Origin of the sequence: Micromonospora sp. C41, assembly GCF_018070485.1 — a bacterium.
Classification (GTDB): Bacteria; Actinomycetota; Actinomycetes; order Mycobacteriales; family Micromonosporaceae; genus Micromonospora; species Micromonospora chalcea.
Genome location: NZ_JAGPXP010000023.1, coordinates 65492 through 84997, shown reverse-complemented (window position 1 = coordinate 84997; position 19506 = coordinate 65492). Strand labels below are relative to the sequence as shown.

The 19506-nt window shown below is 72.1% G+C and carries 20 protein-coding genes; 3 read left to right on the top strand and 17 right to left on the bottom strand.

Annotated features, from left to right (window positions below):
- Nucleotides 1-112: 112 nt before the first annotated feature.
- The 10 genes from atpD to glyA all read right to left on the bottom strand — a co-directional run bounded on the left by atpD (nucleotide 113) and on the right by glyA (nucleotide 8833).
- Nucleotides 113-1558, bottom strand: a complete 1446-nt coding sequence (gene atpD, locus KBX43_RS22865; RefSeq protein ID WP_210887071.1) for a F0F1 ATP synthase subunit beta — start codon at nucleotides 1556-1558, stop codon at nucleotides 113-115.
- Nucleotides 1558-2487 carry a F0F1 ATP synthase subunit gamma gene (locus tag KBX43_RS22860; protein WP_030504728.1) on the bottom strand — a complete coding sequence of 310 codons (930 nt, stop codon included), beginning with the start codon at nucleotides 2485-2487 and terminating at the stop codon, nucleotides 1558-1560. Before KBX43_RS22860 ends, atpD begins: the two co-directional genes overlap by 1 nt.
- A gap of 4 nt (nucleotides 2488-2491) precedes the next feature.
- On the bottom strand, nucleotides 2492-4141 hold the full coding sequence (atpA, locus tag KBX43_RS22855) for a F0F1 ATP synthase subunit alpha (RefSeq protein ID WP_030504729.1): 1650 nt from the start codon (nucleotides 4139-4141) through the stop codon (nucleotides 2492-2494).
- Nucleotides 4142-4213: 72 nt separating this feature from the next.
- A complete protein-coding gene (locus KBX43_RS22850; RefSeq protein WP_030504730.1) occupies nucleotides 4214-5035 on the bottom strand; it encodes a F0F1 ATP synthase subunit delta in 822 nt (273 codons plus the stop codon).
- Nucleotides 5035-5562 (bottom strand): F0F1 ATP synthase subunit B, encoded by a 528-nt coding sequence (locus KBX43_RS22845; protein WP_030504731.1) that lies wholly within the window; start codon nucleotides 5560-5562, stop codon nucleotides 5035-5037. Before KBX43_RS22845 ends, KBX43_RS22850 begins: the two co-directional genes overlap by 1 nt.
- Nucleotides 5563-5591: 29 nt before the next feature.
- On the bottom strand, nucleotides 5592-5816 hold the full coding sequence (gene atpE, locus KBX43_RS22840) for an ATP synthase F0 subunit C (RefSeq protein ID WP_018789141.1): 225 nt from the start codon (nucleotides 5814-5816) through the stop codon (nucleotides 5592-5594).
- A 93-nt stretch (nucleotides 5817-5909) separates the two neighbouring features.
- Nucleotides 5910-6689: a F0F1 ATP synthase subunit A gene (gene atpB / locus KBX43_RS22835; RefSeq protein WP_043328655.1), complete on the bottom strand. Its 780-nt coding sequence runs from the start codon at nucleotides 6687-6689 to the stop codon at nucleotides 5910-5912.
- A gap of 42 nt (nucleotides 6690-6731) precedes the next feature.
- Nucleotides 6732-6953 carry a hypothetical protein gene (locus KBX43_RS22830; RefSeq protein WP_030504733.1) on the bottom strand — a complete coding sequence of 74 codons (222 nt, stop codon included), beginning with the start codon at nucleotides 6951-6953 and terminating at the stop codon, nucleotides 6732-6734.
- A 159-nt stretch (nucleotides 6954-7112) separates the two neighbouring features.
- Complete coding sequence (locus KBX43_RS22825; protein WP_064447834.1) at nucleotides 7113-7550, bottom strand: hypothetical protein; 438 nt, start codon at nucleotides 7548-7550, stop codon at nucleotides 7113-7115.
- Nucleotides 7547-8833, bottom strand: coding sequence for a serine hydroxymethyltransferase (gene glyA, locus KBX43_RS22820; RefSeq protein WP_069087393.1), 1287 nt, complete (start codon nucleotides 8831-8833; stop codon nucleotides 7547-7549). Before glyA ends, KBX43_RS22825 begins: the two co-directional genes overlap by 4 nt.
- A 35-nt stretch (nucleotides 8834-8868) precedes the next feature.
- Here glyA and KBX43_RS22815 point away from each other — a divergent pair, with 35 nt between their 5' ends.
- Nucleotides 8869-10335, top strand: a complete 1467-nt coding sequence (locus KBX43_RS22815; protein WP_210887068.1) for an SDR family oxidoreductase — start codon at nucleotides 8869-8871, stop codon at nucleotides 10333-10335.
- On the opposite strand, the gene KBX43_RS22810 is transcribed toward KBX43_RS22815, so the two are convergent.
- Nucleotides 10332-11114, bottom strand: a complete 783-nt coding sequence (locus tag KBX43_RS22810) for an SDR family NAD(P)-dependent oxidoreductase (protein ID WP_104115783.1) — start codon at nucleotides 11112-11114, stop codon at nucleotides 10332-10334. The genes KBX43_RS22815 and KBX43_RS22810 overlap by 4 nt on opposite strands.
- 109 nt (nucleotides 11115-11223) lie before the next feature.
- On the opposite strand from KBX43_RS22810, the gene KBX43_RS22805 reads away from it, so the two are divergent.
- The gene (locus KBX43_RS22805; RefSeq protein ID WP_113974611.1) at nucleotides 11224-11850 is read left to right on the top strand and encodes a TetR/AcrR family transcriptional regulator; all 627 of its coding nucleotides are present in this window, start codon (nucleotides 11224-11226) and stop codon (nucleotides 11848-11850) included.
- 3 nt (nucleotides 11851-11853) lie between these two features.
- On the opposite strand, the gene KBX43_RS22800 is transcribed toward KBX43_RS22805, so the two are convergent.
- The 4 genes from KBX43_RS22800 to prmC all read right to left on the bottom strand — a co-directional run bounded on the left by KBX43_RS22800 (nucleotide 11854) and on the right by prmC (nucleotide 16221).
- Nucleotides 11854-13962, bottom strand: coding sequence for a transglycosylase domain-containing protein (locus tag KBX43_RS22800; RefSeq protein ID WP_104115781.1), 2109 nt, complete (start codon nucleotides 13960-13962; stop codon nucleotides 11854-11856).
- Nucleotides 13963-14074: 112 nt separating this feature from the next.
- A complete protein-coding gene (locus tag KBX43_RS22795; protein WP_043328639.1) occupies nucleotides 14075-14686 on the bottom strand; it encodes a phosphotyrosine protein phosphatase in 612 nt (203 codons plus the stop codon).
- Nucleotides 14687-15331 carry an L-threonylcarbamoyladenylate synthase gene (locus KBX43_RS22790; protein WP_043330966.1) on the bottom strand — a complete coding sequence of 215 codons (645 nt, stop codon included), beginning with the start codon at nucleotides 15329-15331 and terminating at the stop codon, nucleotides 14687-14689.
- On the bottom strand, nucleotides 15331-16221 hold the full coding sequence (gene prmC / locus KBX43_RS22785; RefSeq protein WP_043328636.1) for a peptide chain release factor N(5)-glutamine methyltransferase: 891 nt from the start codon (nucleotides 16219-16221) through the stop codon (nucleotides 15331-15333). Before prmC ends, KBX43_RS22790 begins: the two co-directional genes overlap by 1 nt.
- A 130-nt stretch (nucleotides 16222-16351) precedes the next feature.
- Here prmC and KBX43_RS22780 point away from each other — a divergent pair, with 130 nt between their 5' ends.
- Nucleotides 16352-17905, top strand: coding sequence for a diguanylate cyclase (locus tag KBX43_RS22780; RefSeq protein WP_064447839.1), 1554 nt, complete (start codon nucleotides 16352-16354; stop codon nucleotides 17903-17905).
- Between the two features lie 66 nt (nucleotides 17906-17971).
- Here the strand turns inward: KBX43_RS22780 and prfA are convergent, their stop codons facing one another.
- A complete protein-coding gene (gene prfA, locus KBX43_RS22775) occupies nucleotides 17972-19060 on the bottom strand; it encodes a peptide chain release factor 1 (protein ID WP_043328634.1) in 1089 nt (362 codons plus the stop codon).
- Nucleotides 19061-19148: 88 nt separating this feature from the next.
- A complete protein-coding gene (gene rpmE / locus KBX43_RS22770; RefSeq protein WP_030504744.1) occupies nucleotides 19149-19373 on the bottom strand; it encodes a 50S ribosomal protein L31 in 225 nt (74 codons plus the stop codon).
- Nucleotides 19374-19506 lie beyond the last annotated feature (133 nt).

Sequence of the window (19506 nt, the reverse complement as noted above, 5' to 3'; positions counted from 1 at the left end):
GATTCGGCGAACTGCTTGCCGGAGATCCGGGCATCTGGTAGTGCAATGGTCGGAAACGGCGAGGGCCGCCCCGGCTTTCGCCGGGACGGCCCTCCCCTGTGTGAGCGGGCTCTCAGCCCTCCTCACCCATCAGTTCCTTGGCCTTGGCCTTGAGGTCCTCCAGGCCGCCGCACATGAAGAACGCCTGCTCCGGGAAGTGGTCGAACTCCCCCTCGCTGATCCGGCGGAAGGCGTCGATGGTCTCGGCGATCGGGACCGTCGAGCCGGGGACGCCGGTGAACTGCTCCGCCGCGTACGTGTTCTGCGAGAGGAACCGCTCGATCCGGCGGGCGCGGCCGACGGTGAGCTTGTCCTCCTCGGAGAGCTCCTCGATACCGAGGATGGCGATGATGTCCTGCAGGTCCTTGTAGCGCTGCAGGATCCGCTTCACCTCGGTGGCGACGGCGAAGTGCTCCTCGCCGACGAACTCCGGGGCGAGAATCCGGGACGAGGACGCCAGCGGGTCCACGGCCGGGTAGATGCCCTTGTCGGAGATCGACCGCTCCAGGTTGGTGGTCGCGTCGAGGTGGGCGAACGTGGTGGCCGGCGCCGGGTCGGTGTAGTCGTCGGCGGGCACGTAGATCGCCTGCATCGAGGTGATGGCCTGGCCCCGGACGGAGGTGATCCGCTCCTGGAGCTGGCCCATCTCGTCGGCCAGGGTCGGCTGGTAACCCACGGCGCTCGGCATACGGCCGAGCAGCGTGGACACCTCGGAACCGGCCTGGGTGAAGCGGAAGATGTTGTCGATGAAGAGCAGCACCTCCTGCTTCTTCACGTCGCGGAAGTACTCCGCCATGGTGAGCGCGGAGAGCGCGACCCGCAGACGGGTGCCCGGCGGCTCGTCCATCTGGCCGTAGACGAGCGCGGTCTTGTCGATGACGCCCGACTCGGTCATCTCGGCGATGAGGTCGTTGCCCTCGCGGGTGCGCTCACCCACGCCGGCGAAGACCGAGGTACCACCGAAGTTCCGGGCCACCCGGGTGATCATCTCCTGGATGAGCACCGTCTTGCCCACGCCGGCGCCGCCGAACAGGCCGATCTTTCCGCCCTTGACGTACGGGGCGAGCAGGTCGATGACCTTGATGCCGGTCTCCAGCATCTCGGTCTTCGGCTCCAGGTCCGCGAAGGCCGGGGCCTTGCGGTGGATGCCCCACCGGTCGTCGGCCTCGATCGTCTCGCCCTCGGTGAGGTTGAGGCACTCGCCGATCGCGTTGAACACGTGGCCCTTGACCGCGTCACCCACCGGCACGCTGATCGGCGCCCCGGTGTCACGCACGTCGGCGCCGCGGACCAGACCGTCGGTCGGCTGCATCGAGATGGCACGGACCAGGTTGTCACCCAGGTGCTGGGCGACCTCCAGGGTCAGCGTCTTCTCACCACCCGAGAGGGTCACGTCGACGTGCAGAGCGTTGAACAGCTCCGGCATGGCGTCGCGCGGGAACTCGGCGTCGACGACCGGGCCGATGACCCGGACCACGCGACCCGTGGCCGTCTTGGTCTCAACTGCGGATACAGTCATCACACTTCACTTCCCGACGCGGCCAGCGCGTTCGCGCCGCCGACGATCTCACTGATCTCCTGGGTGATCCCGGCCTGACGGGCCGAGTTCATCTCGCGCGTGTACTTCTCGATCATCTCTTCGGCGTTGTCGGTGGCGCTCTTCATCGCCCGCCGGCGGGCGGCCGACTCGCTCGCCGCCGACTCCAGCAACGCCGCGAAGATCCGCGTGTTGATGTACTTCGGCAGCAGGGCGTCGAGCAGCGACTCCGGCTCCGGCTCGAACTCGTACGCCGGCAGCGCGCCCTCGGTCCGAGGCCGGTCCTCGACCTGCATCGGGCCGATGATCCGGGTCACCGGGTTCTGCGTCATCAGGGACTTGAACTCGGTGTAGACGATGTGCAGCTCGTCCACGCCGAGGATCCCGTCGGCGCCGGCATCCCCGTCCACGTCGTCCGCGCCGGCGGTGAACGCCTTGATCAGCGTGTCACCGACCTCGCGGGCGTCGGCGAACGTCGGCTGCTCCGAGAAGCCGGTCCAGCTTCCGGCGATCTGCCGGCTGCGGAACCGGTAGTACGCCACGCCCTTGCGGCCGATGACGTAGAGCACCGGCTCCTTGCCGTCGGCGCGCAGCCGGGCGATCAGCGACTCGGCGGTCCGGATCGCGTTCGAGCTGTAGCCGCCGGCCAGACCCCGGTCGGCCGTCACCAGCAGGACGCCCGCCCGCCGCACCCGCTCGCGCGGGGTGAGCAGCGGGTGGTCGATCCGCGCGTTCGAGGCCAGCGCCGTCAGCACGCCGGTGATCGCCTCGGCGTACGGCAGCGAGGCCGCCACCTTGGCCTGGGCCTTGGCGATGCGGCTCGTCGCGACGAGCTCCATCGCCTTGGTGATCTTCTTCATCCCCTTGGCGGAACGGATCCGCTGCCGGAGAACGCGTACCTGGGCGGCCATCGGATCAGCTCTCGGCCGGGCGGTCGGCGCCGTCGCGCAGGCGGGTCACCGTCTCGCGGGACTGCTCACCCTCCAGCGGCTTGGCCGGCGCCTCGTTGATCCGGACCTCGTCCTCCTTGCCCAGGAAGAGCTGCTTGAACTCGGTGATCGCCGAGTCGAGCGAGGCGATGATGTCGTCGTCCCACTTGTGGTCCGCGATCGAGGCCAGGACGCCCTCGTGCTTGTGCCGCAGGTACTGCAGGAACTCCGACTCGAAGCGGCGGACCTCGCCGACCGGAACGTCGTCCAGCTTGCCCTCGGTGCCGGCCCAGACGGAGACGACCTGCTCCTGCACCGGGTACGGCGAGTAGTTCGGCTGCTTGAGCAGCTCGACCAGGCGGGAACCGCGGTCCAGCTGGGCGCGGGAGGCCCGGTCCAGGTCGGAGGCGAAGGCGGCGAACGCCTCCAGCTCGCGGTACTGGGCCAGGTTCAGCCGCAGCGAGCCGGCGACCTTCTTCATCGGCTTCACCTGCGCGGCGCCACCGACCCGGGAGACCGAGGTGCCGACGTTGATGGCCGGCCGGACGCCCTGGTTGAACAGGTCGGTCTCGAGGAAGATCTGGCCGTCGGTGATGGAGATGACGTTGGTCGGGATGAACGCCGAGATGTCGTTCGCCTTGGTCTCGATGATCGGCAGGCCGGTCATCGAGCCGCCGCCCAGCTCGTCGGAGAGCTTGGCGCAGCGCTCCAGCAGACGCGAGTGCAGGTAGAAGACGTCACCCGGGTAGGCCTCACGGCCCGGCGGGCGGCGCAGCAGCAGCGACACGGCCCGGTACGCCTCGGCCTGCTTGCTCAGGTCGTCGAAGACGATCAGGACGTGCTTGCCGCCGTACATCCAGTGCTGCCCGATGGACGAGCCGGTGTACGGGGCGAGGTACTTGAAGCCGGCCGGGTCGGAGGCCGGGGAGGCGACGATGGTGGTGTACTCCATCGCGCCCGCCTCCTCCAGCGTCCCCTTGATGGAGGCGATGGTGGAGGCCTTCTGGCCGATCGCGACGTAGATGCAGCGGACCTGCTTCTTCGGGTCGCCGGAGCGCCAGTTCTCGCGCTGGTTGAGGATGGTGTCCAGCGCGACGGTGGTCTTGCCGGTCTTCCGGTCACCGATGATCAGCTGACGCTGACCGCGGCCGATCGGGGTCATCGCGTCGATGGCCTTGATGCCGGTCTGCAGCGGCTCGTCGACCGACTTGCGGGACATCACGTTCGGGGCCTGGAGCTCCAGCTCGCGGTAGCCCTCGTTGGCGATGTCGCCGAGGCCGTCGATGGGCTCGCCGAGCGCGTTGACCACGCGGCCGAGGAACGCGTCACCGATCGGCACGGAGAGCACCCGGCCGGTGCGCTTGACGCGCTGGCCCTCTTCGATCCCGCCGAAGTCACCGAGGACGACGACACCGATCTCCCGGACGTCGAGGTTCAGCGCCACACCGAGCGTGCCGTCCTCGAACTCCAGGAGCTCGTTGGTCATGGTCGAGGGGAGGCCCTCGACGTGGGCGATGCCGTCGCCGGCGTCGGCGACGGTGCCGACCTCCTCGCGGGAGACGTCGGCCGTGTAGGAGGAGACGTAGCGCTCCAGGGCGCCGCGGATCTCCTCCGTCGAGATGGTCAGCTCGGCCATCCTCTGCTTCCTTAAGTATCTCAGGGCCCGGGATACCTGGTACCGACCGGTCCGGTGGCGACGAATCAGGGCTCAGCGCTTGGCGAGCGCGTTGCGGGTCTCGTTGAGGCGGCGCAGGACGGTGCCGTCGTACAGGTCGGAGCCGACCTGTACGCGCGCCCCGCCGAGTACGTCGGGGTCGACCGTCTGCTTGACGGAGACCTCCCGACCGTACATCTCCGAGAGGCGGGCACCGAGGCGTCGCTCCTCCTCCTCGGTCAGCGGAGCCGCCACGGTCACGTACGCGACCTGACGGTCCCGCCGGTCGGCGGCGAGCTCGACCAGCCGGGTGAGCGCACCGGTGAAGGAGCGTCCACCGAAACCAGCGAGCGCGGCCTCGACGAGGCTGACGGTGACCGGCTGGGCCTTGCCGGCGAGCAGCTGCCGGGCCAGTTCGGCCCGCCGCTCGACCGACGCCATCGGGTCGGAGAGCGTGTTGGACAGCTCGGCGGAACCGGAGACGACCTGCCCGAAGCGGAACAGCTCGTCCTCGACCTCGCCCAGGTCGCCGGACAGGTCGGCGCTGGCCAGCAGCGCCTCCACGCCGAGGCGCTCGACACCGTCGAGCAGCTCGGACGGGGCCGACCAGCGGCCGGACACCATCGACGCGAGCAGGTCGAGCGCTTCCGCGCCGACCCGGCCGCGCAGCATGTCGCCGAGCAGGCCGGAGCGGTCGGCGCCGGCCCGGGCCGGGTCGGAGAGCGCCCGGCGCAGCCGCGGCTCACGCCGCAGCAGGGCGGCGACGGAGAGGATGTCGTCGGCGGTGGCAGCCACCGCCGACGGCTCCGCGCCGCGGACGTACGCGTCGAGGCGCTCGGCCCCGGCCCGGTACGACTCCCGGCTGGCGGCCTGCATCAGCGGGCCCCCGTGCTCTCGAGACCGCTCAGGAACCGGTCGACGGTGCCCTTGCGACGCGCCTCGTCGGCGAGCGACTCACCGACGATCTTGCTGGCCAGGTCCACCGCGATGGTGCCCACCTCGGTACGCAGCTCGCGCACGATGGTGGCCCGCTCGGCGGCGAGCTGCTCCTTGCCGGCGGCGATGATCCGGTCGGACTCCTCACGCGCCTTGGCGAGGATGTCCTGGCGGATCCCGTCGGCGTCGGCCCGTGCGTCGTCGCGGATCTTGGCGGCGTCGGTACGCGCCTCCGCGAGCTGGGCCCGGTACTGCTCGAGCAGCTTGTTCGCCTCGGCCTGGGCCGCCTCGGCGCGCTTGATGCCACCCTCGATCGCGTCGACCCGCGCCTGGTACATCGCCTCCATGCGGGGCATGACGAACTTCAGCAGGACGAAGACGAGCAGGGCGAAGGAGATCGTTCCGACGACCATCTCCTGCCAGATCGGCAAGATCGGATTGTGCGCGCCTTCGGCGGCGAGATACATGTCAGACCTCCGGATCGGGAGAGCTCGCGTCAGCTAACGGCGAAGGCGAGCACCAGGCCGAACAGCGCCAGCGCCTCGACCAGGGCGAAGCCCAGCACCAGCCAGGTGCGGTTGTAGCCGGCCGACTCGGGCTGGCGGGCGCTCGACTGGATGTAGGCCGCGAAGACCAGGGCCACACCGATACCGGGGCCGATGGCGGCGAGGCCGTAGCCGATGGTGTTGACGTTGCCACCGATCTCGGCAAGAACGTTCATTGCGGGTATTCCTCCTAGTTCACACGTGAGGGCTCACGTGTACGCGGTCGGTACCAGATGCTTGGCCGGGCCGGGTGCCCGCCGAGCCGGATCTCAGTGCTCGTCGGCCAGCGACGTGCCGATGTAGTTGGCGCTCAGCGTGACGAAGACGTATGCCTGCAGCACCGCCACCAGCGCCTCGAAGAAGGCCATCACGATCGCCATCGCGAAGGAGAAGACCGAGGTCGCCTGCACGAAGACGCTGCTCGACCCGAGCATCACGAAGCCGCCGACGGTGAAGACCAGCAGGAGCAGGTGGCCGGCGAACATGTTGGCGAAGAGTCGCAGTGCCAGGGTGACCGGCCGGACGACGAAGTTCTGCAGGAACTCGATCGGAATCAGCAGGAAGTGCATCGGCCACGGCACGCCGGGCAGGATGAGGCTCTGCTTGAGGTACTTGCCGAGGCCGTGCTTGCGGACGCCGACGTAGTTGTACATGACGTACGAGATGGCGGCGAGCACGATCGGGAACGCGATGTGCGAGTTCGGCGAGATCTGCAGGCCGGGCACGATGCTGAAGATGTTTGTCAGCAGGATGAAGCTGAACAGCACGGTGAGGTAGGGCGCGAAGCGGATGCCCGCGTTGCCCATCTGCTCACGGGCGATGTTGTCCCGGACCAGCCCGTAGACGGCCTCGGCGGCCCACTGGCCCTTGCCCGGCACCAGCTTCGGCTTCCGGTACGCGGCCACGAAGAAGATGATCAGCAGCGCGACGGCGATCCAGATCATGATGCTGAACTTGGTGACCCAGGGGCCGGCCACGTCCGGCGGGTAGAAATCCCCGACGCTGGGGGGCCAGGGAAGGTCCTGGGCGACGACCAGCTGTCCGCTCACCGTGTCATCCTCCGCACTCAACAGACCCGCGTGTGCCGGAACTCAGGCACTGAGCCTCTTCATGATCAGGTAGATCGCCCCGGCCGCGCCGAGCATCATGCCGACGGCGACCCCGATGCCGGCTGGCAGACCGAGGAACCGTTCCGCCAACCAGCCGAGGCCACCCCACACCAGAATGCCGGCGAGCAGGTAACCCACGACGGCGCCTGCCACACCCTCCGACGAGTGCTCGTCGGACTTGTGGGAGTGGGGGTCATCGGCCATGACGTGGCGAACAATATCAGCAGGGGCGCGCGGGGATGTGCGGCACCCCCCACACTGCGGACAGCGTGCGGGCCGTACTGCGGGCGCGTCAACCTGGCGCCACGTTACTCCTGTCGCGCCCGTCAGGGCACCCGCCGTACCGGACACGATTCAGCAAAGTCACTCGCTGTCGTCGCGACGCTCGAATGTGGGCAGCGGGGACCTCATCGCCCAGGTCAGGTGGGCACCGGTCCACGCCACCACGGCCGCGATGATCGCCACGCCCATGTCCGGCAGGCCGGGCCAGCCGGTGGCCGCCACGGCGGCCATCACCACGCCCAGGATCACGATCTTGGTGGCATAGGTGACCAACCCGACCGACATGATCATCCGTGGGTGGATGGCGTCCGCCCAGGCCACCGAGAGGCTGGAGATCAGGTAGCTGACGATCACCAGCGCCACCCCGGCCGCGAAGCCGGCCGCCCCGGTCGGGCCGCGCAGCAGCGCCGCCGCCGGCACCCCCACCACCGCGAGGGCCGCGCACGCCAGCAACGGTAGCCGCAGGTGGTTCAGCCGGGACCGGATCGCGCCGGGCTCACCCGCCCGTGGCGCCGTCATCGGGGGTACGCCGGGAAGGCGGCGACCAGCTCGGCGACCTCGCGGGCCAACTCGGCCAGCGTGTCCGCGCCTCCGGGGGCGCCGGGATCGGTGCGTACCGCGCGCGCGATCAGCCCGGCGATCCGGCCCATCTCCCCCTCGCGCATGCCCTGGGTGGTGACGCTCGGCGTACCCACCCGGATGCCGGAGGCGACGAGCGGCGGCTGCGGGTCGTACGGGATCGCGTTCTTGTTCAGCGTGATGCCGGCGGCGTCGCAGCGGGCCTCGGCCTCGGCGCCGGTCACGCCCGTCTCACGCAGGTCGAGCAGCGCCAGGTGGGTGTCGGTGCCGCCGGAGACCGGCCGCAGGCCGTCGGCGGCCAGGCCGTCGGCGAGCGCCCGCGCGTTCGTCACCACCTGGGCGGCGTACGTGCGGAACTCCGGCTGCGCGGCCTCGCGCAGCGCGACCGCCTTGGCCGCCACCGCGTGCATCAGCGGGCCGCCCTGGGTGAACGGGAAGACCGCCTTGTCGATCCGCGCGGCCAGCGGCTCCCGGCACAGGATCATGCCGCCGCGCGGACCGCGCAGCACCTTGTGCGTGGTCGCGGTGACCACGTCGGCGTGCGGCACCGGGGACGGGATCGCGCCGCCGGCCACCAGGCCGACGAAGTGGGCGGCGTCCACCATCAGGTACGCGCCGACCTCGTCGGCGATCTCGCGGAAGCGAGCGAAGTCGATGAGCCGGGGGTACGCGGTCGCGCCACAGATGATCAGCTTCGGCCGGTGCGCCCGGGCCAGGTCGCGTACCTCGTCGTAGTCGATCGTCTCGGTGTCCGGCCGGACGGTGTAGCCGACCGGGTGGAACCACTTGCCGGAGAAGTTCACCCGGCTGCCGTGGGTCAGGTGCCCGCCGTGCGGCAGGTCCATGGCCAGCACCGTGTCACCGGGCTGCACCAGGGCGGCGTACGCGGCCAGGTTGGCGCTCGCCCCGGAGTGCGGCTGGAGGTTGGCGTGCTCGGCGCCGAACAGGTCCTTCGCCCGGGCGATGCCCAGCTCCTCGGCCCGGTCCACCTCGGCGCAGCCGCCGTAGTAGCGCCGGCCCGGGTAGCCCTCGGCGTACTTGTTGGTGAGCGTGGAACCGAGCGCGGCCAGCACCGCGGGCGAGGTGAGGTTCTCGCTGGCGATCAGTTGCAGACCGCCGCGCAGCCGGTCCAGCTCCCCCAGCACCACCTCGGCGATCTCCGGGTCGACGGTACTGAGCTGCTGGAAGTCCGGCCCCCAGAAGGTGTCCCTCGCGTTCTCCACAGCGAAGGAGTCTACGGAGCCGCAGACTGGAGGCCGTGAGATGCCTCGTCACCGGCGCGACCGGCTACATCGGCGGGCGCCTGGCGCCCCGGCTGCTGGCCGAGGGACACACCGTACGCTGCCTGGCCCGCACGGCCGGGCGGCTGCGGGACGTGCCCTGGGCGGCCGACGCGGAGATCGTCGAGGGCGACCTGCGCCGCCCGGAGACGCTGCCGTCCGCGTTCGAGGGCGTGGAGGTCGCGTACTACCTGGTCCACTCGCTCGGCCAGCGCGGCTTCGAGGCGGCCGACCGGGAGGCGGCGACCAACTTCGCCGAGGCGGCGCGCGCCGCCGGCGTACGCCGGATCGTGTACCTCGGCGGCCCGGAGCCGGCGGAGCGTGACGGCCTGCCCTCGGCGCACCTGCGCTCCCGGGCGGAGGTCGCGCGGATCCTGCTGGACAGCGGCGTGCCGACGGCGGTGCTGCGCGCCGCGGTGATCATCGGATCCGGCTCGGCCTCGTTCGAGATGCTGCGGTACCTGACCGAGCGGCTGCCGGCGATGGTCACCCCGCGCTGGGTGCGCAACCGGATCCAGCCGATCGCGGTCCGGGACGTGCTGCGCTACCTGGTCGGCTGCGCGCACCTGCCGGCCGAGGTGAACCGGGCCTTCGACATCGGCGGCCCGGACGTGCTGACATTCACCGAGATGATGCAGCGCTACGCCCGGGTGGCCGGGCTGCGCCCCCGGGTCATCCTGCCGGTGCGCCCGCTCACCCCGTCGCTGTCCTCGCACTGGGTCGGCCTGATCACGCCGGTGCCGAACGCGATCGCCCGGCCGCTGGTGGAGAGCCTGGTGCACGAGGCGGTGGCGCACGAGCACGACATCGCCGCGTACGTGCCGGACCCGCCCGAGGGGCTGACCGGCTTCGACCAGGCGGTGGCGCTGGCGCTGTCCAAGGTGCGCGACGCGCAGGTGGAGACGCGCTGGTCGAACGCGAGCGGGCCGGACGCGCCGGCCGAGCCGCTGCCGTCGGACCCGCGCTGGTCCGGCGGCACCGCGTACACCGACATGCGGGAGCGGGCGGTGGACGCGCCACCGGAGGCGCTGTGGCGGGTCATCGAGGGCGTCGGCGGCGAGCACGGCTGGTACTCGTTCCCGCTGGCCTGGTCGGTCCGCGGCTGGATGGACCGGCTGGTCGGCGGCGTCGGGCTGCGCCGGGGGCGGCGCGACCCGCACCGCCTCCAGGTCGGTGAGGCGCTGGACTTCTGGCGGGTCGAGGAGATCGTCCCGGGCGAGCTGCTGCGGCTGCGCGCCGAGATGCGGCTGCCCGGCCGGGCGTGGCTGGAGATGCGCGCCGAACCGGACGGTAACGGCGGCAGCAGGTACGTGCAGCGTGCCGTGTTCCTCCCGCGCGGGCTGCCCGGCCACCTCTACTGGGCCTCGGTGGCGCCGTTCCACGCCGTCGTCTTCGGCGGCATGGCCCGCAACATCGCCAAGGGCGCCGAACACCCGGCCGGTTAGGCGGGAGAGTCGCCCCGCAGTGCGGGGCCGAGGAGCAGTCCCCCGTCGATGACGTACTCGGCGCCGGTGATGAAGGCCGCGTCCGGCGACGTGAGGAACAACAGCAGCGCGGTGATGTCGGCGGGCTGCCCGAGTCGCGGGACGGCGAACGGCTCCGGCGAGTAGAAGTCGGCGATCGGGGCGTCGCTGCCGGCCGCCGGCTCGGTGATGAACGGAGTCTCGATCACGCCGGGGTGGATCGCGTTCACGCGGATGTTGTCGCGGCCCAGCTCCAGGGCGGCGGTCCGGGTGAGCCCACGCACCGCCCACTTACCGGCGACGTAGGGCGCGTAGAGGGCGGTACCACCCATCCCCATGGTGGAGCCGATGTTGACGATCGCTCCTCCCCCCGCGCGACGCAGCGCCGGGGCGGCCGCCTTGATGCCGAGGAAAGTGCCGGTGAGGTTGACGTCGAGGATACGAGCCCAGGTGGCCCGGTCGGTGGACTCGATGAGGGCCGGCGGGTTCTGCACCCCGGCGTTGTTGACCAGGATCGTGAGCGCGCCGAATGCCTTCTCGGTCTCCGCGACGGCGGCGACCCACGACTCCTCCCGGGAGACGTCCAGGCGGACGAACCGCGCCCGGTGTCCCAGCTCGGCGGCGAGGCCGGCGCCCCGCTCGGCGTCGATGGCGCCGATGACGACGTTGGCGCCCTCGGCGTGCAGGGCGCGAACGTGGCTGGCCCCCTGCCCACCGGTGCCGCCGGTGACGAGAACTGTCTGATTGGCGAAGCGGGACATCGGATCCTCCGGTGACGCGAGACGGATGGCGAGTCGGGCGACTCACCATGCCGACGCTACGCCCTGGGCGAATGGTGAGTCAACCCACTCGCCTCGCTATGATGGCCGCATGACCCCAGCGCCGTCGGCCTATCACCAGCGTGTGGCGGAGGAGAAGCGCGCGCTGATCGTGCAGGCCGCCACCGAGCTCTTCCTGGAGTTGGGCTACGACCGGGCCTCACTGGCGCGTGTGGCCGCCAGTGCCGGCGTGTCGAAGGCGACGCTGTTCAAGCAGTTTCCGACGAAGGCGGCTCTGTTCGACGCCATCGTCATCGACTCCTGGGCCCGCAACGAGGTCGCCGACGTGCCACCTGCCGGTGACCTGACGGCCGGATTGACGGTCCTCGGACGGCACTACGCGACGCTGTTGAACCGGCCGGAGATGACCGACCTGTTCCGCATCGTGATCGCCGAGCTGCCACGCTTTCCCGAGCTGGCCAGAGCACATTTCGCGCAGGGCAAGCTGCCGTACTTCGAGTCCGTCCGGATCTACCTCTCGGCCGAGCACGACGCGGGAGCCGCGGACGTCGCCGACCCCGAGATGGCCGCCACGCACTTCCTCGGGATGATCTCCAATTACCTGCTCTGGCCGCGCCTGGTCCTCCCGGACTGGACGGTCACCCCGGACCGCACGACAGCGGTCGTCGACGAAGCCGTCCGAACCATGGTCGCGCGATACGGCAGGCCGGCGAGCTGACCCTCAGTTGCCGGTGCGCGGGCTGGTGTGCTGGAAGGCGACCGCCTGGCCCGGCGGGACGAAGTCGCGTACCGGCTCGTCGCGCAACGCCCACGCGAGGATGCGGCCCACCGCGGCGATCTGCCGCTTCTGCACGCCGCCGCCGACCGCGTCCCGGGGATCGTCCGGGTTCGCCGCGATCGTCGCCACCGAGAGCTGCGGCGTGAACGCGACGACCGTCTCCGTGGCGTTCCGCTCCGAGCTGCCGGTCTTGCCGGCCACCGGACGGCGCAGGCCCGGAGCCAGCTCCTCGGCCGTGCCGCCGTCGCAACGCCGGTACATCGACTGGTCGCCGACCGGGCAGCGGCTGGCGTCGGCCGCCGCGCGGGCGACCTCGGTGTCGAGCACCTGCCGGCAGTCGGTGTTCCCGGCGGCGATCTTCCGGCCGGACGGGTCGGCGATCGAGGTGACCGGCGTGGGCCGGCACCAGGTGCCCTCGGCGGCCACCGCGGCGTACGCGCCGGCCAGGTCGAGCGGCGTGGTGGCGGAGACGCCGAGCGTGAACGGGCCCCAGCTCTTCGCGCCGTCGTGGGCCATCTTCGCGTCGGCCGGAGCGCGGAACACGATGCCCAGCCGCTGGGCCATCTCGACCACCCGGTCCGCGCCGACCCGCTCGGTGAGCCAGGCGAAGTACGTGTTCACCGACCGGCCGAACGCGTCCCACATGTCCCGGTCGCCGTCCATCCAGTAGGTGTTGGCGTTCGCCGGGCACCACCGGCCGCCGCAGCTCGCCGGGCCGGCGCCGACCGGGTACTGCGTGACGTAGACGCGCGGCGCGTCGAACACCGTGTCCAGCGGCAGCCCGGACTCCAACGCGGCCAGCAGGGCGAACAGCTTGAACGTCGAGCCCGCCTGGTAGCCGGTGATGCCGCCACCGCCGGCCACCAGCTGGTTGACCGTGTTCGGGTAGTTCTGCTGACCGTCCGGGTTCGCGGCCACGCCGTACGTGCGGTTCACCGCCATCGCCAGCACCCGCCCGGTGCCCGGTTGCACCACAGCGGTCGGCGCGGCGCGCGCGATCGTCTCCGGGTAGATCTCCCGCACCTGCTCGCTCGCCTTGGCCTGCACGTCCGGGTCGAGCGAGGACACGATCGACCAGCCACCGCGGCGCAGCGTGCGCTGCCGCTCGTCCACCGTCTCGCCGAACGCCGGCTGGGCGTTCCACCACTGGGTGAACCAGTCGCAGAAGAAGCCCCAGTCGTTGTGGTCGGCGGGCACCGCGGCGCAGTCGTTCGGGGTGGTGTTGGGCGCCAGCGCCAGCTCCGCCGCCTTCGCCGCCTCGGCGTCGGCCGCGCTCGCCCGGCCGGTCTCCACCATCCGGTCCAGCACGTACGCCCGCCGTTGCCGCGCCGAGTCGGCGTCGCCATTGATCGGGTCGTCCGCCGGGGACCGGACCAGCCCGGCGAGCAGCGCGGCCTGGGCCAGCGTGAGCCGGTCCGGTGTGGTGGAGAAGTAGCGCTTGCTGGCGGCGGCGATGCCGTACGCCCCGGCGCCGAAGTACGCGATGTTCAGGTAGCGCCCGAGGATCTCGTCCTTGCCGATCTGCCGTTCCAGCGTCAGCGCGTACCGCATCTCGCGGATCTTGCGCCCGACGGTGATCTCGGTGGCGGCGGCGCGCTGCTCCTCGGTCAGCCGGGGGTCCCCGGCCAGCGCGTTGCGCACGTACTGCATGGTCAGCGTGGAGGCGCCCTGGCGGGTGCCCTCGCGGCGGTTGGCGGTGAACGCCCGCGCGACGCCGCGCACGTCGACGCCGTGGTGCTCGTAGAAGCGCACGTCCTCGGCGGCCACGATGGCGTCGCGCATCACCGGCGCCACCTCGGCGACCGGCACGTCCACCCGGTCCTCGACGTAGAACGAGGTGATGAGCGTCCGCCCGTCGTTGGCGTACAGGTTGGACCGCTGTGCCGGCTGCGGCGTCTTGAGCGCTTCCGGCAGCGCGGTGTACGGCATCAGGTTCTTCAGGCCCAGCCCGAAGACCAGCGCGGCCGGCAGCGCCGCGACGGCCAGGACCAGCCCGGCGAGCACGCCGGCGAGCACAACGGTGAACAGTTTGTCGAGATAGGCCCGGTTCATCAGCTCTCCCCGCAGGAGCCGGCCGTACGGACCAGTTCAGAATGACCCGAATGTTCGCTTTAGCCGACACCTTCCGAGAAAGGCGCAGAAAGTTCGCGAGGAAGGATGAATCTCAGGGCAACAACGCGGCAGCCAGCGGCTGCACCGTCTCCTCGATCTCGTCCGCGACCCGGCTGAAGCACTGGTCGCCCCGGCCCCACGGATCGTCCAGATCGTCGGTGGGCAGCGCGGAGGCGTTCTGCCGGGCCGCGTCGACAGCCGCCACGAGCGCGACGCCGCGCGCGTACACGGCGTCCGGCGTGGGCTCGGCCGGCGGCAGCGCGGCGCGGTCCAGCCCGCCGAGCAGACGGCCGAACTCACCCAGCACGAACGTGCGCGCGGCGGCGTCCGGCCGCAGCGCCACCACGTACTCCTGCTGGTCGGCGGTGGCGGTGAGCACCAGGTCGGCGGCGTCGATCAGGTCCGAGCGCAGCCGCCGGGCGGCGAACCCCTCGGTGTCGCCGCCGCGCGAGAGCACCTGGCGGGCCGCGGGCGGGTTCATCTCCTCGCCCGCGTGCCAGCCGCCGGTGCCGGCGCTGTGGCTGTGCACGAGCGCGTCCGAACCGGCCGGGTCGACGCCGAGGCGGGCCAGCCGCTCCCGGACCGCGAGCAGCAGCAGCCGCTCGGCCATCGGCGACCGGCAGATGTTGCCCATGCAGACGTGCAGGACGGTGAAGGGCGGCACTCAGATCCCCCGCTCGTCGAGGATGCCCGGCACGACCTCCCGCAGCTTCGCCAGCGTCACCGCGCCCTCACGCAGCACCCGCGGCACCTCGCCGGTCAGGTCGACGATCGTGCTCGGCACCGGGTCCACCGCCGGCCCGGCCTCCAGGTAGGCCCGCACGCCGTAGCCGAGCTGGTCGCGCGCCTCCTCGGCGGTGAGCGCGGCCGGCTGGCCGACCTTGTTGGCCGACGCGACGGCCATCGGCCCGGTCTCCCGCAGCACCTCCAGCGCCACCGGGTGCAGCGGCATCCGCACCGCCACCGTCCCGCTGGTGTCGCCCAGGTCCCAGGCCAGGCTCGGCGAGTGCTCCACGACGATGGTCAGCGCGCCCGGCCAGAACGCCTCGACCAGGTCGCGGGCCGCGCCGGGCAGCGAGAACACCAGGCCGTCGAGCGTGTGCCGGGAGCCGATGAGCACCGGGGGCGCCTGCCGGGCGCCGCCCTTGGTGTCCGCCAGGGCCTTCACCGCGTACGGCGTGAACGCGTCCGCCCCGATGCCGTAGACCGTGTCGGTCGGCAGGACGACGAGTTCCCCGTTCTTGACCGCCTCGATGGCAGCGGCGATGCCGCGGTCCCGGTCGGCGGGCGACCGACAGTCGTAGAGCATCACGAGGAGTCAGTCTGCCACGCCCGGGCGGTCTCGGCGTGGGTGCCGTCCGCCCGCCGGGACGCGCTCGCCCAGCGGGGCCGCCCGGCCAGGTCCCGGTGCTCCTCGACGCGGTCGTAGCGGCCGTCGCCGCGCAGCAGCGCGGGCACCGCCGCCGCGTGCGTGTCGTCGTGCTCGATCCCGATCGCGCCGCCCGGGCGCAGCAGCTCGGCGGCCCGGCGCACCACCGGGCGGATCACGTCCAGCCCGTCCGCGCCGCCGAACACCGCCTCGTCCGGGTCGTGCCCGGCCACCTCCGGCGGCACCGCCACCGACCTCGGCACGTACGGCGGGTTGCACAGCAGCACGTCGACCCGCCCGGCCAGGCCGGCCAGCAGCTCCGGACCGGTCACGTCGGCGGCCACCACCTCGACCGGCCGGTCCCCGGCGGCAGCCCGGTCGGCCGCGTTGCGCCGCAGCCAGGCCAGCGCGGCCGGGGACCGTTCCACAGCCACCACCCGGGCCGCGGGCACCTCCTGCGCCACCGCCAGGGCGATCGCGCCGGAGCCGCTGCACAGGTCGACCACGAGCGGCGCGGCGTGCTCCCGGGCCCGCTCGATCCCCCACCCGGCCAGCAGCTCGGTCTCCGGCCGGGGCACGAACACGCCCGGCCCGACCGCCAGCTCCAGGTGCCGGAAACCGGCCGAGCCGAGCAGGTGCTGCAACGGCTCCCGGGTCACCCGCCGCCCGACCAGGGCGTCCAGGCGGTCACGCTGCGCCGGGGTGAAGCCGTCGGCCAGCGCCAGCCGGCCGCGTGGCACGTCCAGGACGTACGCGGCCAGCTGCTCGGCCTCGGCGCGGGGCGCCTCGACGCCCGCCGCGGCGAGCGCGCGCGCCACCCGGTTGATCACCAGCGAGGCGCGTTCGCGTTCTGTCCCTTCGGACGGGTGTTGCGGGAGTGCGGTCACGCAATAATCATGAGGCGTCGCGGCTCACCTCACGAGCGGGTGCGTCCGGGCGCACACCGCAGGGAGGTCGCGAGTGGGCTGGCTCGACCAGGTCGAGGACCAGGTTGACGCTCTCCGACGCGCACGGTCACTGCAGGAGGCCAGCCGGTCCGCGGAGGCGTGCGTCCTGCTCGACCGCGTCATCCGCACCACCGGCGACCCGTACGCCCGCGCCGACGCGCTCGTGCAGCGCCTGTCCGCGCTGATCAACCTCGGCCGGACCGCCGAGTTCACCCGGGCCGTCGAGGACGCCTCCGCCGCGGTACGCGACCTCGCCGAGCCCTACCTGCACGGGCACCTCAACGCGCTCGCCGCGCTCGCCGCCCACCACCAGGGCGCGCTGGACCGGTGCGTGATGCACCTGGTCCGGGCCGCCCGCGCGCTGGGCGCCGACGACACGCCGGACCGGGACACCGCGTGGGGCTGGCACGACCTCGCGATGGCGTACTCGTACCTGAGCTTCCACGGCCACGCGCTGGGCGCGATCGAGCGGGCCCGCGAGGTGGGGCTCAGCGCCGGCATCCCGGAGGAGACGTTCGCCGCGCCGGGGATCCGGCTGCGCAACGCGGTGGCGCTGGACCACAACGGCGACAGCGACGGCTGCCTGCGGGTGCTCCGCGACGTCGCCGGTGACCTGGCCCGCTTCCTGCGCGGCGGGCGGGCCGGCAACCTGCGCCCCAGCAGCCTCGCCGCGTACGGCTACGCGGCCGCCCGGCGGGCCGCGCTCGGCGACCGGGTGGAGTCCGCCGGAGACGCCGACCCGAAACGGCTGCTCGGCCACGGCGGCGACAGCGCCCGCGCCCGCGACCTGCGCCAGCTCGGTCAGGTCTGCCTGGCCGTCGCCGCCAACCGCCCGATCGAGGCGGTCACCCGGCTGGACGCGCTCCAGGTCTCCGACGAGACGCTCGGCGCGGCCGAGGCACCCCGGCTGCGCAGCGTCGCGCTGGCCCGGGCCGGCGACCACGCGGGCGCGCACCGGGCCGACCGGCACGCGTTCCGACTGGCCGCGCGGCGCAGCGACCGGCTGCGGGACGTCTACATCGACGGCATCGCCGCCCGGATCGACCACGAGGAGATGCGCCGCGAGGCGGCCCGGTACGAGGGCGAGGCGCTCACCGACCCGCTCACCGGCCTGCCCAACCGGCGCCGGCTGGAGCGCTACCTGGGGGCCGTGGTGTCCCGGGGCGAGCGCGTGGTGATCGGCGTCTGCGACCTCGACGGGTTCAAGGCGGTGAACACCCGCCACGGCCACCACTCCGGCGACCTGGTGCTGCAACGGGTCGCCGGGGTGATCAACCGGGTGATGCGGCGGGGCGACTTCGTGGCCCGCTACGGCGGCGACGAGTTCGTCGTGGTGCTGCCCGACACCGTCATGCCGGAGGCGGTCGAGGTGGCCCGGCGGATCGAGGCCGCCGTCCGCACCGAGGACTGGGAGTCCCTGGTCCCGGGCACCCCGGTCGGGGTGACGATCGGTTTCGCCGAGGTCGACGGCAGCACCACTGTCAGCGTCCGGGAGGCGCTCGGCACCGCGTTCGAGCTGGCCGACCGGGAGATGCTGCGCGCCAAGGCGCGACCACGCGCGAGCTGAGCGGTAAGGAAGGGCCCCCTGTTAACGCCTCCGGTAGAGGAAGGGCCCCCTGTTAACACCCAGCGGTCAGCGGCGGGACAGCTCCGTCTCGCCGGCCAGGCGGGCCGCGCGGTCCGCCTCGGCCAGCGCGTCGAGCACCCCGTCCAGCTCGCCGGCCAGCGCCAGGTCCAGGTTGTACGCGGTGTAGCCGATGCGGTGGTCGGTGATCCGGTTCTGCGGGAAGTTGTAGGTGCGGATCCGCTCGGACCGGTCCACGGTGCGGACCTGCGCCTTGCGGGCGTCCGACGCCGCCGCGTCGGCCTGCTCCTGGGCCGCGGCGAGCAGCCGGGCCCGCAGGATGCGCATGGCCTGCTCGCGGTTCTGCAGCTGCGACTTCTCGTTCTGGCAGGACACCACGATGCCGGTCGGCACGTGGGTGATCCGTACCGCCGAGTCGGTGGTGTTCACCGACTGCCCGCCGGGGCCGGACGAGCGGAACACGTCGATGCGCAGCTCGTTCGGGTCGATGGTGACGTCGACGTCCTCCGCCTCGGGCAGCACCAGCACGCCGGCGGCGCTGGTGTGGATCCGGCCCTGCGACTCGGTGACCGGGACGCGCTGCACCCGGTGCACGCCGCCCTCCCACTTGAGCCGGGACCAGACCCCGTTGCCGCCCTCCGGCACGCCCTTGCTCTTGATCGCCAGCGACACGTCCTTGACGCCGCCGAGGTCGGAGTCCTGGGCGTCGATCACCTCGGTGACCCAGCCGTGCCGCTCGGCGTACCTGGTGTACATCCGCAGCAGGTCCCCCGCGAACAGCGCCGACTCCTCGCCGCCCTCGCCGGCCTTGATCTCGACGATCACGTCCTTGGCGTCGTGCGGGTCGCGCGGGATGAGCAGTTCCGCGAGCCGTTCCTCGAGCGCCGGCAGGGAGCTGGCGATGGCCTCCGCCTCGGTGGCGAACGTCGGGTCCTCGGCGGCCAGCTCGCGCGCGGCGGCCAGGTCGGCGCGGGCCTGCTCCAGTTCGCCGGCCGCCTTGTGCAGCGGGACCAGTTCGGCGTACCGGCGGCCGACCCGCCGGGCGGTGCCCTGGTCGGCGTGGATGGCCGGGTCGGCCAGCCGCCGCTCCAGCTCGGCGTACTCGTCGAGGAGGGCGGCCAGGCGCTCACTGCTCATGCTGCGGATGCTCCTTGGGGTGAAAACCGGCACAAACGGACGAACGCCCGCGCCCGGCAGGAGCCGGACACGGGCGTCGTCGACGGAGCTACTTGGCCTTCTTGCCCTGAACCTTGGCGTACTTCTGCTGGAACTTCGCGACCCGGCCGGCGGTGTCCAGCACGCGCTGCTTACCGGTGTAGAACGGGTGGCAGGCGCTGCAGGTCTCGACGCTGATGGCGCCGCCCTTGGCGGTGCTGCGGGTCGTGAAGGTGTTGCCGCAGGAGCAGCGGACCTCGGTGGTCACGTACTCCGGGTGGATGTTGGGCTTCATGTCGCCTCGGTCCTTTCGTCGGTGGTCGCCGGGTCGCCGTCGATGCTCCCCGTCGTCCGCGACGGGCTCGGGCGTGAACCGGAACCGGTGGCCGATTGACCAGTCTGCCACGGGCGTCTTCCACCCGGCACAG